The organism is Nocardia sp. CDC153 (genome assembly GCF_035818515.1).
In the GTDB taxonomy this organism is placed as follows: domain Bacteria; phylum Actinomycetota; class Actinomycetes; order Mycobacteriales; family Mycobacteriaceae; genus Nocardia.
In genome coordinates, this window is sequence record NZ_JAYKYU010000006.1 from 512,201 (window position 1) to 526,240 (window position 14,040).

General features: G+C 65.9%; 15 protein-coding genes and 1 riboswitch. Of the genes, 9 read left to right on the forward strand and 6 right to left on the reverse strand.

Going from position 1 to position 14,040, the window contains the following annotated elements:
- Positions 1-93: 93 nt before the first annotated feature.
- Positions 94-720 carry a TetR/AcrR family transcriptional regulator gene (locus VMT65_RS32735; protein WP_326312497.1) on the reverse strand — a complete coding sequence of 209 codons (627 nt, stop codon included), beginning with the start codon at positions 718-720 and terminating at the stop codon, positions 94-96.
- A gap of 113 nt (positions 721-833) precedes the next feature.
- Between VMT65_RS32735 and VMT65_RS32740 the strand changes: the two genes are divergently transcribed.
- The gene (locus VMT65_RS32740) at positions 834-1,202 is read left to right on the forward strand and encodes an ester cyclase (protein WP_326312499.1); all 369 of its coding nucleotides are present in this window, start codon (positions 834-836) and stop codon (positions 1,200-1,202) included.
- An 820-nt stretch (positions 1,203-2,022) separates the two neighbouring features.
- On the opposite strand, the gene VMT65_RS32745 is transcribed toward VMT65_RS32740, so the two are convergent.
- Entirely contained in the window at positions 2,023-2,526 is a 504-nt protein-coding gene (locus VMT65_RS32745; protein ID WP_326312501.1) for a Clp protease N-terminal domain-containing protein, read from the reverse strand.
- A gap of 7 nt (positions 2,527-2,533) precedes the next feature.
- Positions 2,534-2,731 (reverse strand): helix-turn-helix domain-containing protein, encoded by a 198-nt coding sequence (locus VMT65_RS32750; protein WP_326312503.1) that lies wholly within the window; start codon positions 2,729-2,731, stop codon positions 2,534-2,536.
- Positions 2,732-2,834: 103 nt separating this feature from the next.
- Between VMT65_RS32750 and VMT65_RS32755 the strand changes: the two genes are divergently transcribed.
- On the forward strand, positions 2,835-4,391 hold the full coding sequence (locus VMT65_RS32755; protein ID WP_326312505.1) for an FAD-dependent monooxygenase: 1,557 nt from the start codon (positions 2,835-2,837) through the stop codon (positions 4,389-4,391).
- 57 nt (positions 4,392-4,448) lie between these two features.
- On the opposite strand, the gene VMT65_RS32760 is transcribed toward VMT65_RS32755, so the two are convergent.
- The gene (locus tag VMT65_RS32760; RefSeq protein WP_326312507.1) at positions 4,449-5,426 is read right to left on the reverse strand and encodes a hypothetical protein; all 978 of its coding nucleotides are present in this window, start codon (positions 5,424-5,426) and stop codon (positions 4,449-4,451) included.
- 28 nt (positions 5,427-5,454) lie between these two features.
- A riboswitch (ZMP/ZTP riboswitch) is annotated at positions 5,455-5,534 on the reverse strand.
- A 112-nt stretch (positions 5,535-5,646) separates the two neighbouring features.
- On the reverse strand, positions 5,647-6,126 hold the full coding sequence (locus tag VMT65_RS32765) for a pyridoxamine 5'-phosphate oxidase family protein (protein ID WP_326312509.1): 480 nt from the start codon (positions 6,124-6,126) through the stop codon (positions 5,647-5,649).
- Positions 6,127-6,278: 152 nt separating this feature from the next.
- Between VMT65_RS32765 and VMT65_RS32770 the strand changes: the two genes are divergently transcribed.
- On the forward strand, positions 6,279-8,195 hold the full coding sequence (locus VMT65_RS32770; RefSeq protein ID WP_326312511.1) for a GMC family oxidoreductase: 1,917 nt from the start codon (positions 6,279-6,281) through the stop codon (positions 8,193-8,195).
- Between the two features lie 25 nt (positions 8,196-8,220).
- On the opposite strand, the gene VMT65_RS32775 is transcribed toward VMT65_RS32770, so the two are convergent.
- A complete protein-coding gene (locus tag VMT65_RS32775; protein WP_326312513.1) occupies positions 8,221-8,847 on the reverse strand; it encodes a TetR family transcriptional regulator in 627 nt (208 codons plus the stop codon).
- Positions 8,848-8,940: 93 nt separating this feature from the next.
- Here VMT65_RS32775 and VMT65_RS32780 point away from each other — a divergent pair, with 93 nt between their 5' ends.
- From VMT65_RS32780 to VMT65_RS32805, 6 genes are all read left to right on the forward strand, one after another.
- The gene (locus VMT65_RS32780) at positions 8,941-10,164 is read left to right on the forward strand and encodes an alkane 1-monooxygenase (RefSeq protein ID WP_326312514.1); all 1,224 of its coding nucleotides are present in this window, start codon (positions 8,941-8,943) and stop codon (positions 10,162-10,164) included.
- Positions 10,164-10,355: a rubredoxin gene (locus VMT65_RS32785; RefSeq protein WP_326312516.1), complete on the forward strand. Its 192-nt coding sequence runs from the start codon at positions 10,164-10,166 to the stop codon at positions 10,353-10,355. The genes VMT65_RS32780 and VMT65_RS32785 overlap by 1 nt, the downstream gene beginning before the upstream one ends.
- Positions 10,345-10,530 carry a rubredoxin gene (locus tag VMT65_RS32790; RefSeq protein ID WP_326312517.1) on the forward strand — a complete coding sequence of 62 codons (186 nt, stop codon included), beginning with the start codon at positions 10,345-10,347 and terminating at the stop codon, positions 10,528-10,530. Before VMT65_RS32785 ends, VMT65_RS32790 begins: the two co-directional genes overlap by 11 nt.
- Positions 10,527-12,041: an NAD(P)/FAD-dependent oxidoreductase gene (locus VMT65_RS32795; RefSeq protein ID WP_326312518.1), complete on the forward strand. Its 1,515-nt coding sequence runs from the start codon at positions 10,527-10,529 to the stop codon at positions 12,039-12,041. The genes VMT65_RS32790 and VMT65_RS32795 overlap by 4 nt, the downstream gene beginning before the upstream one ends.
- A gap of 297 nt (positions 12,042-12,338) precedes the next feature.
- The gene (locus VMT65_RS32800; protein WP_442790344.1) at positions 12,339-13,169 is read left to right on the forward strand and encodes an MlaE family ABC transporter permease; all 831 of its coding nucleotides are present in this window, start codon (positions 12,339-12,341) and stop codon (positions 13,167-13,169) included.
- Positions 13,169-14,038: an MlaE family ABC transporter permease gene (locus VMT65_RS32805; RefSeq protein ID WP_442790345.1), complete on the forward strand. Its 870-nt coding sequence runs from the start codon at positions 13,169-13,171 to the stop codon at positions 14,036-14,038. The genes VMT65_RS32800 and VMT65_RS32805 overlap by 1 nt, the downstream gene beginning before the upstream one ends.
- Positions 14,039-14,040: the final 2 nt, after the last annotated feature.

A 14,040-nucleotide genomic window follows, 5' to 3' on the forward strand; every position in this document is an offset into this window, starting at 1 on the left:
GAACCGAGCGATCGGCGGCATTGCAGCTCGTTTGGCGTGGACCATAGTTGGGCTGTGCCGCGCGGTGATTCCTGGATTGGATACAGGCGTCGATCATCGCCTGGCGGCGGGGCGTAGCCCGTCGAGGATGATGCCCGCGATGTGTGCCGCGTGGTCGGGATTGGTTTGCGCGTTGGCGTGGTGGATAGCGGTGAACGCGCCCGCGACGAGTGCCATGACCTCCTCGACGGTGATGTCATCGCGGACAAGAGCAGCGGTGCGTGCTCGGTCGAGCAGGTCGGAGACATGACCGGTCAGTGCCGTGGCGACCTCGGGTGCCACGATACGTAGGTCGAACTCCGCGGCGGCGAGCGCGCTTTTGACGGCGCTGTTCTCGGCACCGTTGGCCATCATTCGTGCCAGCAGCGTGAATACCGCAGCGGGGTCGTCGCCATCGGCCAGTGCCGCGGCCTCTGCCACCAGCGTTTCGAGTTGATCGATCGAGACCGCAAGGTAGAGCGCCTCTTTGGTGGGAAAGTGCCGATGAACTGTCCCCGGGCCGACACCGGCCTGTCGCGCGATCTCGTCGAGCGGAACACCGAGCCCTTCCCGGGCGAACAGCTGCTGCGCGGCATGCAGGACGGCCTGGCGGTTGCGGCGTGCGTCAGCGCGCAACCCTCGGGGGATGCTGCGCGGATTCGTGGAATCGATCGGAATGTGCTGGGGCTGTTGCTTGTTCATCGCACGTCTAGCTTAACCGGGGCGACGCCCCGTATGCTGGCTTCCATAACCGGGGCGCCGCACCGTTTATGGCAAGCCGGTACCTGGATTCCGATTCCCTCATAGGACTTCTCATGACCATGCCCGAGCCCGGAGCCGTTGTGCGGCGGTTGCAGGAGTGCTTCAACACACGGCAGTTCGACAAGGCCGACGATCTACACACCCCCGACTTTTTCAGTCACACGCTCGGCACCACAGGATTCGAGGCCGGCAAGAACGTCTGGCGCAGTCTTGTCAGCCATTTCCCGAACATCCGTGTCGTCGCCGAAGATGTTCTGGTCGACCGGGACCGGGTCGCAGTTCGCTCGACGGTTGAAGGCATCCCGGTCCCAGACAGCGCACCGCGTCCGATGCTGATCGAGATCTTCCGTATCGACAACGGCCGAATCGCCGAGAACTGGGCGGTCGGTACGGGACTGCCCTACAGCGCAGAAACCCTGTAGGACGATTCCTGTGCGAACCGGCGTCGTACCTGCCAATGCCGAGATCCTCTCAGCGCTGAGCTTCCGGTGAGTCGACAGTGTCCGACGACGCCAGCGCGGTGTGAGCGCGCGTTGTCACATGGGCTGCGCGAGTTGATCATGGGCCTAAACGTGCACTAAGGAAGCGGAATTGGCAGAAAACCGCCCTCCGGCAGCGATTTGTGCACGAATAGGCCCATCGCACCGAACTCGGCACTATCGGGCGTCGGCTTGGTCGTGGGAGTGCTCGACCGGATGGTGGTCGAATGCCTGTGACACCGCGAGGCTGTCTTCGTAGACATGGTGCCGGGTGATGAGACCGTCTTCGATAGTGAGGTGGAGTGCGAAGCGGGAACGGTAGGCCCGTTCGGTGCTGCGGGCGGTTTGGCGAATTTCTCCCAGTACCACCGCGTCTGGGCCGTCGATCAAGATGCGAGATGATCTCGGCCCGTTGATCTTTCGCGACCGTCCCTGGCCGGGAAACGCCACTGCTTCAGGTGTCGAATAGCGGCTCGTAAGGCGCACCTCGGAGGCGAGATGTGCTTCCTCAACATGATCGGTCCGATCGAGAGCGAAATCGCCGGGCTACCGTAAGAATTCAGCGACTTGTACCTGGTCCCGGATTGCCGCCAGCAGTGTCGACATCGGCCAACCATAGCGGCCATGAGCGACAAGGAAACCGTCACTAACGCGGTGGGGACATGCTCATCGGCAGATCGGTGTGTTAGCTGGCCGGATCTGCGGCCGTACCGAACCGAGAGATCGGCGGCATGCGACTGTACGAATCATCATCTGCAGGCAGTTATCCGGTTGGGCAGTGCTTTTCGAGGTTGGTGAGCCGATTCAGTGTTGCGGTTTGGTCGATGCCGAGTTGGGTCAGTAGTTGGTTTGCCGGGTCCGGCGGTTGCAGTGACAGTAGTGCGCGCAGTAGGTGGTTTGGTGCTTGATGTCTGGTCTTGACTCCGGTGGCGTCGATGGCTCGACGGATCGCGGTCCATGCGTTCGGGGTAAGGATGTTGCGGCTCAAGGGTATTCGGCGCGAACCAAGGCTGGGTGCTTGGATTCCGTGGCGGTCGAGTTCGAGGCCGAGGGTGGCCAGGGCGGTGCGGTCGAGGGTGTCGAGTGCTGTTCGGCCTTGCTCGCTGGTCACCGCCAGCGCGCGGGCGGGGATAGAGTCGGGAGCGCTGAGCAGCCCCAGTAATAGGTGGTCGGTACTTACCCGTGTCGAGCCCTGCTGTGCCGCCTCGTGCAGGGCGGCGTCGAGCACCGCGCCCAAGGGGGTGGATTTGGCCATTTGATCCCACATGCGTTTCTCATTTCCCGTGCTTGGTGTGTGCCGATTGGCGGGTCACTCCGAGTGCGGCGCCGATCTGTTCCCATGTCCAGCCCTGGTCGCGCGCCTGCGCGACGGCGCAGGCCTCGACCCGTTCGGCCAATCGATGCAGTGCGCCGACTGCGCGCAGGCTGATCGCCGGGTCGGTCGAGCTCAGTCGATTCGTGAGTTCGTCCATCTCCACACTGTCAGTTTCGTTTGACAGACGGTCCGTGTCAAACGAAACTGACAAGGTAGGCGCAGTTGGCCACACCCGATTCCACTGGGGGAGAAGCAAAGTGATGGACACCGACGTACTTGTGGTGGGCGCGGGCCCCACCGGTTTGATGCTGGCGACCGAACTGTGCCTGGCCGGAGTGCGGCCGGTGATCGTGGAACGGCAACCGAAACCCCGCGACACCCCGAAAGCCAATGGGCTCGCCGGGCAGATCGTGCCACTGCTGCGCTACCGCGGCCTGCTCGAGCGGTTCGCCGAGCACTCCTCCTTCAGCGGCCCCGCACCCGGATTCCCTTTCGGCGGAATAGGTCTGGACTTCACCCCGCTGACGGAATCGCCCCTGCATCTGCTGCTGATCCCGCAGCCACGGTTGGAGGAACTGCTCGCCGCCCGCGCCACCGAACTTGGTGCCGACATCCGCCGTGGCCACGAGGTGCTCGAGTTCGTCCAGGACGACCTCGCGGTGACCGTCGATATCCGCGGGCCCGACGGGCTGTATCAGCTGACCGCCGGATACCTCGCGGGCTGCGACGGCGGCAATAGCCGGATACGCGACAAAGCCGGTATCCCATTCCCGGGCAACACCTATCCGGAGGTGACCCGACTCGGCCACGTCATGATGCCCGAATCGGTCACCCTGCTCGACTCCGGCGATCTCGACGTCCCCGGCCTCGGCACTCTCCGCGGCGGATTCACCCGAACCGACCGCGGTGTTCTGGCTCTCGCCTCGTTCACCCCCGAAGTCCTGCTCGTATCGGCCACCGAAGACGACCCCACCGCATACGACCCCGACGCACCGGTAACCCTGACCGAACTGCGTGACAGCATCCGCCGCGTACTCGGCGCGGAACTCCCACTGGGAGAGCCGATCTGGCTGACGCGCTTCTACACCCAGGCACGCCAAGCCGAAAGATACCGCGACCGCCTAGTATTCCTGGCCGGTGACGCGGCCCACCTGTTCCCCGCCGGCGGGGCCGCGCTCAACATCGGCCTGCTCGATGCCGTCAACCTGGCTTGGAAACTCGCCGCCGCCGTCCACGGCTGGGCACCCGACGACCTACTGGACACCTACCACCGTGAACGCCACCTCGTCGGCACGCGTGCTCTTTTGCAGACCAGGGCTCAGGCGGCGCTGGCCCGCGGACACGACGCCGATGCCATCGCATTGCGTGAACTGTTCCAGGAGCTACTCATCGACGAACAGCCGCTACGGCGCATCGGGGCACTGCTGGCAGGCACCGACGCTCACACCCCGCTGCCCGACCCGTCCGACCACCCGCTCACGGGCACCTTCGCGCCAAACCTCGTCCTGCGCACCACATCCGCCACCACCGTCGCCGACCTCATGCGCAACGGACGACCGCTGCTCCTGGATCTAGCCGACCGCCCGGACATCCGTGCGACCGCCCAACAATGGCCGCAACGCGTCGACCTCCACACCGCCACAACCGATCACCGCCCCGCCGACGCCCTGCTGATCCGCCCCGACGCCCAAATCGCCTGGGCCGCAAATATCGACCAACCCACAGACACCGCCACCACATCGCTCCGTCTGGCACTGTCGCGCTGGTTCGGCAACCCGACCAAACCACCAGCCCAAATCACCGATCAGCCCGAGTAACCCGCCCTGTCATCGACACGGCCGGATGGTGGGGCCGGTTCTGATAGTCGTGGCTGTCTAGTGGTGGAAGAGTCGAACTCCGGTGCGGGCGAGGGTGATGCGGTGTTCGCGGCATGCCTCGGCAACGGAGTCCGAGCGCAGGGAGCCGCCCGGTTCGACGATCAGCTCGACCCCGTGTTCGGCGGCGGCGTCGACGTTGTCGCGGAATGGGAGATAGCCGTCGGAGACGAGAGTGATGCCCGAGGGCTTGGTGGAGCGTCGCCGTGTCCACCAGGTACGTGCTTTGCTTCCGGCGAGAATCGTGCAGTCGATGCGTGATTGCTGGCCTGCGCCGACGCCGATGCTCATTCCGTCCCGGACGTAGACGACGGTGTTGGACTGGGTGTAGCGGGCGGTGATCATGCCCAGCAGTGCATCGGTGACGGCGTTGTCGCTGAGGGTCTGGCCGTCGGCTACCTGCAGCAGGTCTGCGGTGATCGGCACGCTGTCTCGGTCCTGTTCGAGCGTGACACCAAAGACTGTGCGGGACTCCGATTCCGGTGGCCGGAAGGTGGGGTCGATCTCGAAGACAAGGAACCGCCCGCCCTTCTTGCGGCCCAGGGCAGCAACGGTTCCGGGGGCATAACCCGGGGCGATGATGCCATCGAAGACGATCCCGGCCAGCATGTCGGCGAGCTCGTGATCGACCGGCTCGGACACCGCGATCATGTCGCCGTAGGACGAGCGTGGATCGGCGTCTCGGGCTCGCACGTAGGCGGCGGTCACCGGACCGACCGCGCCGTCACCCAATCTCCAACTCGCACGCATGGTTTCGTCGAGCTCCCCGGCCAGCGCCGCGCCGGCCGGGGACACGTGTTTGAACGACGCCGCGGCCACTCGGCCGGCGGCGCGACCGGCTTCGGCGACCAGCTGCCAGGCATTGAGCGCGTCGAGGTAATTGATCATCGACGCGCAGCCGTGCACCACTCGAAGGTGATCACCCCCGCCCGCCACCCGCGCGGTTTGATGCGGATTCATGCCGTAGCGCAACTCCATTGCGATACCCCGTCTCTCGTCTCGAGATGGGGAGCACCCAGGCGTACGACGCTCCGATACTGCGCTTCCTCGTGGTCTGCCCACGCAACGCCAGTCGCGATCGATCACACGCTAACCCAAGATCAGCCCAACAGCCAGCCAGCACTGCCGCCTTGGCGCTAGGTATTCGAGTTGCGGATGCTGTCGGTGCCGCACCCACGAATCGGGCGGATCTACCCGATCACTGCCAGAGGTGAGACATCATGTGCGGGTATCGAACTGGGCGGTAGTCGGTGAAGGTGAGATCTCGAACCTGGCTGAAATCCGACCAGAGGAGACGGCCGCCTTTGAGATGCACTGGAATTCGCACCCGATCGCGAACCCGGCGCAATTCCTCGGCGGTGGCCGCGCGCTTCGGGCCCACCGTGCCGTACAGGCGGATCCCGGGCGGGGATGGAAACCGGCCGGTTAGTAGGGAGCGGAACCAGAACAGCGGCCGGGAATCGACGGCTAGGAGACAGACGCGGGCGTCGGCGTCTACATTGCGCCCGAGCACTTCGGTGTACTGATCGAAATAGAAGCCGGTTGCGGTGTCATGCAGGAATACCGTGCCGATGGGTGTCACCGTCGGTGTGCCGTCGGCGTTCACCGAGGCGATGGCGCAGTGGCTGGCGCGGTTCACGGTGTTGCGAATCTGGGGCCAATGTTGTTCGAGCGTCACAAGGTTTTCCCCTCTGTTTGGCTGTTCGAGACTAATTGGTGTGGGTGGTGGGGGAAGTGAGGGCGGGGGGCGGCAATTGGGGGGACAGGGGGTGGTGGGTGGCGCATGATGGCGGCATGGCTTCAGATGGGGCGCGGCCTAACGTGCTTGGGATGGTTTGTGACAGTTTCACGCCGGGGGATGGGGGTGAGTTGCTTACTGCTTCCGAGCTCGGGGTGGTGGATACGGTGAGCGAGTTGCTCGGGCGGAATCCTCGGGAGGCGGAGCGTAAGCAGTTCGAATTGCTCATGCGGCTGTGGGATACGCGGGTGTTCGGGCTGATCAATGGGGCGGGGTTCAGGAAGTTCTCGCGGTTGAGTGCTGAGGAGCGGGAGCGGTGGCTGTTGGGGATGGCCAACTCGCGGATCGAGAAGAAGCGGGCGCTGTTTCAGGCGCTCAAGGGTGCGGCGGTCACGTCCTACTATCTGACGCCGGGGCCGACGGGGACCAATCCGGTGTGGGATCGGATCGGCATCCCACCCGCATTCGGACCGGTTGAGGGAGCGAAACGTGGCCTGAGTCCGGAGCGGCCGGATACCGATACCACCGTGCAGTGCGATGTGGTCGTCATCGGTTCGGGCGCGGGCGGCGGGACGGCCGCCGCGGTGTTGGCCAAGGCCGGACTCGATGTCGTGGTGCTGGAACGCGGCGAATACCTCGATGATCCGGACTTCGGCATCGGTGAGAAGGAGGGATTCCTGCGGCTCTACGCTCCCGGCCCCGCCGCGACGGCCGAGGGGCAGCTCGGATTGGTGGCGGGTACGGCGCTCGGCGGTGGCACGGTGGTCAACTGGACGACCTCTTTCCGCACCCCCGACGATGTCCGCGAGGAGTGGGCCGCCCTCGGCGCGCGGCAGTTCGCCGAGCAGGAGTACACCGATGCGCTCGAGGCCGTGGTGGCGCGGCTGGGTGTGAACACCGAGCACTCGCCCGCCTCGCATCGTGACGAGATCCTCGAACGCGGCCTGCGCAAACTGGATTGGCATGTCGAGCCGCTGCCGCGCAATGTCGGACCGGCATGTGACGCCGGAATTGAATGCGGCCGTTGTGGTTTCGGCTGTCGGGTCGGGGCCAAGCAGTCGGTGGTGAAGACCTGGCTGGCCGATGCCGCCGAGGCCGGTGCGCGGCTGTACGTCGGCACCGACGTGCGGCGCATCGTGGTCGACAATGGCCGCGCCACCGGCGTGGAAGCCGTGACCTCCGCGGGACACTCGGTGTGGGTGCGCTCGCGCGCGGTGGTCGTGGCCGCCGGTGCGATCCAGACCCCGGCCCTACTGCGCCGCTCCGGCCTGGGGAATCGCGCCATCGGCGACTTCCTCCGATTGCACCCGGCCACAGCGGTTTTCGGTGTCTTCGACGAGGAGATCCGGCCCTGGGAGGGCGGCATGCAGACCCGCTACTCCAAGCAGGATCGCGACCTGGACGGCAAGGGCTACGGCGTCATCTACGAGACCGGGCCCATGACACCGGGCATGTCGGTCGGGTTCCAGGCGTGGACCGGGGCCGCCGCCCATCGGGATCAGATGCTGAAGCTGGCCAATACCGTCGCCGTCGGCATCATCACGCGCGATCGTGATCACGGCAAGGTCGAGACCGACCGCAAGGGTGAGGCCGTCGTGCGCTATCGCATCTCCGCCCGCGACGCCGCCCACATGCACACCGGAATCGTCAATGCCGCAAGCATTCTCGAGGCCGCGGGCGCACAGCGCATCTTCTCCGGCCACCAGGCCGGGGTCGCCTACGAGCCCGGCGTGACCGGTTCGCACGAGGAGTTCGCCCAGCAGGCCGAAGCCGCGGGATACGCGCCAGGGCAATGTTCGATGGGCGCACTACACATCATGGGCTCGGCCCGAATGGGCGGCTCACCCGACTACTCGGCCATCAACCCCGACGGCGCGACCTGGGATGTGCCGAATATCGTTGTGGCGGACGGCTCTTGCTTCCCGACATCGTCGGGCGTGAACCCGATGGTCAGCATCGAGGCCATCGCCTACATGAACGCCACCCGACTCGCCGCCACCCTGAAATAGATCGACGCTCAGAAATCCGGCACGGCTAGGAACCCAGGGCCGCGCCGAACGCCCCCACGATCACCCGCCGGATCTGCTCGACCGCCCGGTCGACGGGTCCGGTGGGCTGGAACAAATGGCTCAGCGCCAGGCGCACGAGAACCTCTGTGATGGAGGTCAATTCGTCGTCGGCCACACCGGCGAGCCCGTACTGCGCGCGAATCGCGGCCGAGACCGCGACGATCGCGCGCCCCAGCACCGGTTCGGTCTCGGTCATCAGCACCGGCAATAGCGCGGTGTCGGTCGCAGATCGTCCGGCCAGCACCGCCTTGAGCAAGGTGTTGTCGGCACCCGTCCGCAGGGTGTATTCGACCGCCGCCGTAAACCCCGCTGCCACATCCGTCGGATGCGCGGCCAGACTCTCGGCAATGCCCACCAGGAAGCCGTCGACCTCCTGCTGGATGACCACCTCGGCCAGTTCGTGCTTGTTGCCGAACTCCTTGTAGAGCACCGGCCGACTCACGCCCACCTCTTTGGCCAGCCGCGACATGTTCACCGCGCCCCACCCCTCGGTGACGACGATGCGCCGCCCGGCGTCGATGATCCGCTCGCGCAGCAGCTGTCGCATCTCGGTCTGGAAGTTCGGCGCGTCCACCACGCCCCGATCGTACATGAGCTCGCCTTTCGTCCCTTCATTGACAGACTAGTCGAGCATGTATCTAATGAATACAGTTCTTCGGAAAGTGTAAACGCTAGGAGTTCGGCAATGACGACGTCTCGCAGTCGAGAGTCGGAGGCTTCCGCGCGCCCGCAGTGGCGTGATCGCAAGCGCTATCTCTGGTTGTTCGGCCTGGTGCCGCCGACCGCCCTGTTCCTGGCCACCGCGCTGGTCTGGGCCTGCAATGAAATCGGCCTCGATGCCGTGTCCCCGGTGTTGTGGTGGATCGGCCCGCTGCTGGTCTACGGCCTGCTTCCGGTGCTGGACCGCTTCTTCGGCCCGGACGGCCAGAACCCGCCCGACGAGGTGATGGAGTACCTGGAGAACGACAAGTACTACCGGTACTGCACCTACGCCTACATCCCGTTCCAGCTGTTGAGCCTGACCTTCGCCTGCTACCTGTGGACCGCGGGCAACCTGTCCTGGCTGGGCATCGACGATGGGCTCGGTGTGATCTCCAAGCTCGGCCTGGCCCTGAGCATGGGCGTGATGGGCGGCGTCGGCATCAATACCGCGCACGAACTCGGCCACAAGAAGGACGAATTGGAGCGGTGGCTGTCGAAAATCACCCTCGCGCAGACCTTCTACGGCCACTTCTACATCGAGCACAATCGCGGCCACCACGTGCGGGTGGCCACGCCCGAGGACCCGGCCAGCGCCCGATTCGCCGAGACCTTCTGGGCGTTCCTGCCGCGCAGCGTGTGGGGGAGCCTGCGCTCGTCGTGGGAGTTGGAGGCCAAGCGGCTGGAGCGACTCGGCAAGCGGCCGTGGACGATTCGCAATGACGTGCTCAACGCGTGGCTGATGTCGATCGTGCTGTGGGGCGCGCTGGTCGCGGCGTTCGGCCCGACGATCCTGCCCTGGTTGGTGATTCAGGCGGTGTACGGCTTCACCCTCCTGGAGACCGTCAACTACCTCGAGCACTACGGGCTGCTGCGCCAGCAGCTGGCCAGTGGACGCTACGAGCGTTGCACCCCCGAACACAGCTGGAACTCCGACCACATCGTCACCAACATCTTCCTCTACCACCTGCAGCGGCACAGCGACCATCACGCGAATCCCACTCGCCGCTACCAGATCCTGCGCAGCATGGACGGCGCACCGAATCTGCCCAGCGGCTACGCCAGCATGATCTCGCTGGCATACTTCCCGCCACTGTGGCGCAAGGTGATGGATCACCGGGTGCTCGAGCACTACTCCGGCGACATCACGCGCGTGAACATCCAGCCCGGCAAGCGGAACCGCGTGCTGGCCAAGTACGGGGTGGCCTGATGCCCGCCTACCGCTGTCCCGTGTGCGACTACATCTACGACGAGGCCAAAGGCGCACCGCGCGAAGGCTTCCCGGCCGGAACCCCTTGGTCCGCGGTCCCCGACGACTGGTGCTGCCCCGACTGCGGCGTGCGCGAAAAGCAGGACTTCGAACCCACCACCATCCCGACAGGACACCGCCGTGAACCCTGACTACAAACTCTTCCGCTGCCTGCAGTGCGGCTTCGAATACGACGAGGCCCTCGGCTGGCCCGAGGACGGCATCGCCCCCGGCACCCGCTGGTCCGACATCCCCGACGACTGGTCCTGCCCGGATTGCGGCGCAGCCAAATCCGACTTCGAGATGGTCGAGGTCAGCCGCACGTGAAGGGCCGCATCGTCATCGTGGGCGCGGGCATAGCGGGCACCACCGCCGCCCGCACCCTCCGCGCCGAGGGCTACACGGGCGACATCGTCCTCCTCGGCGCGGAACCCCACCTGCCCTACCGCCGCCCCGTGGTCTCGAAGGAAATCCTCGCGGGCACGGCCGACGAATCCCGAACCCTCCTGCAGCCCACCACCTTCTGGCGCGACCACAACATCGACCTGCGCACCGGAACAACAGTCGAATCCATCGACCCCGCCCCGGCCCTGGTCTGGCTCGCCGACGGCACCGCGATCGGTTACGACAGCCTGCTCCTCGCGACCGGCGCCCGCCCCCGCGCATTGACCCTCGCTACCGATCCGGCCGTGGCCGAGACCGATCCGACAGTGGCGCGTGCGGATATACCGACAGGACGGCGCGGAGTGGCGAGTGAGGAACCGGGTGCGGCGGACCTGTCCGATCGATCCCGGACCCCGCTCGCTGCCGGGTTCGGCGCGGTGGGTCGCGTATACCCGGGCTCTGATCCGATGGCCGTGCGCGGCAATCTCGGCCGCAGGGGTGCCGGGATCGCCGCGGAGGGTACCGCAGCCACCCAGCGGGTCGAAAGTGCCACTATCCGTGGCGGTTACGGCAGCGTAGGTGTGGCCGAGCGGATCCTGACCCTGCGTGGCCGGGCGGATGCGGAGGTCCTGCGGGAGGCGATTGGGCGGGGTGGGTCGCTGCTGATTGTCGGGGCCGGGCTCATCGGGTGCGAAGTTGCGGCTACCGCGCGCGGTTTGGGGGTCGAAGTCACGGTGGTGGACGCGGCGGGGTTGCCGTTGGAGCGGGTCGCGCCGCCGGTTGTCGGTGAGTTCGTGCGGAAGCTGCACGCGGACAACGGGGTCGCGATACATACCGATGTGCTGCTGACGCATCTGGGATACGGCGGGGTGCGGGTGGTCGCGGCGGCGGCGGACGGCAGGGCCTGGAATACGGCCGCTGTGCTGGTGGCGATCGGATCTGTCCCGGACACTTTTCTCGCCGAGGCTGCGGGACTGGCTGTCGCGGACGGAATTCGGGTGGATGAACACTATCGGACATCGGCTGCCGGGGTTTACGCGGCGGGCGATGTCGCGAGCCGGTTCGATCCGGAGGCGGGGGAGTACCGGCGGGACGAGCATTGGAACAGCGCGCAGTCGCAGGGTGCGGCGGCTGCCCGGTCCATGCTCGGGAAGCCACGGGCGGTTGCGGATATCCCGTGGGGCTGGTCCATGCAGTATGGACGAAACATCCAGTTCGCTGGCCGTATTCGGGCCGATGACGAGCAGATCGTGAGGGGCAGCGTCGAGTCCGGCGACGCCACGGTGATCGGCCTGTGCGAGGGGCGCATGACCGGTGTTGTGGCCCTGGGCCGGGCGGCCGAATTTCGTGCGGCTCGCGATCTGATGGCCCGTGGTGCGGTCCTCGACAGCGGGGCCTGCGCCGACGAATCTCGCCCGCTCGCAGCGGTGCTCACACTGTCCGGACAGTCGTGAGGGCGAGCGCCCGCAGTTGAGCTAATAGCTCGCAAAATCCGAAATGCCGCTGAACCGCCCAATGGTCCAGCGGCATTTCGCATTTGCCGACCCATTGCTGAAAGTGGCTGGTAGGAAGGGCTATTCGCGCGGCGCGCGTATCATTCCCCAGCTCACGCCCTCCGTCAAGCGGAAGAAGAATTCCGTGAAGACTGACACGTCAGTCCGAAATCTGTATTACTGTCTCGGTCAGTCGGAACCGGCCAGCAGAGGGGCCGGTCGACATCGACCAACAGTGGGGCTGTGGGGTGGTGAACATTGGTCGACAAGGCTGTTCGGGGGCCGGAGCCGTGGATACGGCAGGCCGTCGAATTCGTTCTTTCCGGGCTGCGGACATTCGGACGCACCATTCAGCTGGCGATCGCGGCATTCCGCTACCTGGTCGTCGACATCGTCAAACTGCGGCATCCGTGGCGTGACACGCTACAGCAGGGGTGGTTCATCGTCAGCGTGACGGCGATTCCCGCCGTGCTGGTTTCGGTCCCGTTCGGCGTGATCGTGGCGGTTCAAGTGGGGAGCCTGACCCAGCAGGTCGGCGCGAGCTCGGTCTCGGGCGCGGCGGGCGGCCTCGGCGTGATCCGGCAGGGCGCGCCCATGGTGACCGCGCTGCTGCTCGGCGGCGCGGCCGGCTCGGCCATCGCCTCGGATCTAGGCGCGCGCACCATTCGCGACGAGGTGGATGCCTTGCGTGTCATGGGAATCGATCCGGTGCGCCGTCTGGTCGCACCGCGGCTGGCGGCCATGATCGCGCTCACCCCGCTGCTGTGCATGCTGATCATCTTCATGGGCGTGTTCACCGGCTACGTGATCGCGGTCGGCTTCCAGGGCGTCACGCCCGGCTCCTACCTGTCGGCGTTCGCGGCCTTCGCCAAGATGAGCGATCTGTGGGTGGCCATTGTGAAGGCCCTCATCTTCGGTGTGATCGTGCTCATCGTGTCCTGCCAGCGCGGTCTCGAGGCCACGGCCGGTCCGCGCGGGGTCGCCAATGCCGTGAACGCGGCGGTGGTAATCGGCGTGATCGCGGCCTTCGGCGTGAATCTCGTTATCACGCAGCTGGTTTCGATGTTTATCCCGACACAGGTGGGCTGATGACACAGGTACCCGCCAAATACACTCCGCTCGGACACGCGGGCCGCGTCATCGGTCAGAGCGCGCAAGCGCCCATGACGGTGTTCGAATCCCTGGGCCACCAAGCGACTTTCGTCTTCGAGGTGCTCGCCGCCATCCCGCACACGCTGCGGTACTACCGGCGGCAGACCATGCTCATTCTCTCCGACATCACCTGGGGCTCAGGGGCGATCATTGTCGGCGGCGGCACCGTGGCGGTGCTGGCGTTCCTCGGCATCGCGGTCGGCGGATCCATTGGCGTGGAGGGTTTCACCGCGCTGAACATGGTCGGCATGGGCCCGCTCACCGGGTTCGTCTCCGCCTACGCCAATACCCGCGAGATGGCACCCATGGTGGCGGCCATCGGCTTTGCCGCACAGGCGGGTTGCCGCATGACAGCCGAGATCGGGGCCATGCGCATTGCCGAGGAGATCGACGCGCTCGAAGCCATCGGCATTCGTCCCATGCCGTTCGTGGTGACCACCCGCGTGATCGCGGGCGTGATCACCATCGTGCCGCTGCACCTGCTCACGCTGATCCTGTCGTACTTCTCGTGCGCGACCGTGGTGAACGTCCTGCACGGGCAGTCCTCGGGCACCTACTACCACTATTTCGACGCCTTCCTGCAACCCAGCGATGTGCTGGCCTCGCTGCTCAAGGCGACGATCTTCGTGGTCGCAATCATTCTCATCCACGGCTACCAGGGCTTCTACGCCTCGGGCGGCCCGGAGGGCGTGGGCCGGGCCTCCGGTCGCGCCATTCGCGCCAGCCTGGTGCTGGTGGTCATCCTGGACATGATCCTCACGATCGTGATCTGGGGCCTGGATGTCGGCATCCGGATCTCGGGGTGAAT